Below are 615 nucleotides of genomic sequence, written 5' to 3' on the forward strand. Positions count from 1 at the left end.
GATATTTTGACAAATTCCATTCGTATCGTTGTGGTCTGTTTTTAAAATGAAGAAACCCTCTGGGAAAAAGTTTTTAGAAAGGATGCTTTCAACTCTATCACAGTTATTTTTATATAAAGATGATATAAAAAGAAAGCATTATGAAGGGCATAGTCTGTCATGACAACATTTACAATATTGTTAAATGGAGATCTTTTTATCACCGATCGTTTGCGTAATCAAATTCGCGACAGTCGTGTGATTGCCGCTGATGGTGGAATGCGTCATGCAGAAGCTCTCAATGTGGTACCTGAGTTGTGGTTGGGCGATTTCGATTCTTCTCAGCAAATATGCAGATATTCCCCGTGAGATTTTTCCCCCTGATAAAGATATGACCGATAGTGCACTGGCATGTGAAAGAGCTCTCCAAAAGGGGGCTGAAAAGCTTATTTTGTGTGGTGCTTTTGGAGGTGAAAGAAGCGATCATAGCCTTTCTCATATGACACAAGCACTGGTCATGGAAGAAAAAGGCATTTCAGTGTTATTGACCAGTGGCCGTGAAGAAGGCTGGCCACTTTTGCCAAAGCCTTTTTCATGCGATTTACCTGATAATTCTTTATTTAGTATCATTGGCTT

General features: G+C 39.5%; 1 pseudogene. It reads left to right on the forward strand.

Annotated elements, in window-relative coordinates:
- Positions 1–159 precede the first annotated feature (159 nt).
- Positions 160–615: pseudogene (locus ACFINO_RS11040) on the forward strand (thiamine diphosphokinase); the annotation flags it as partial.

This window comes from Bartonella sp. AA83SXKL, from assembly GCF_042196965.1.
In the GTDB taxonomy this organism is placed as follows: domain Bacteria; phylum Pseudomonadota; class Alphaproteobacteria; order Rhizobiales; family Rhizobiaceae; genus Bartonella.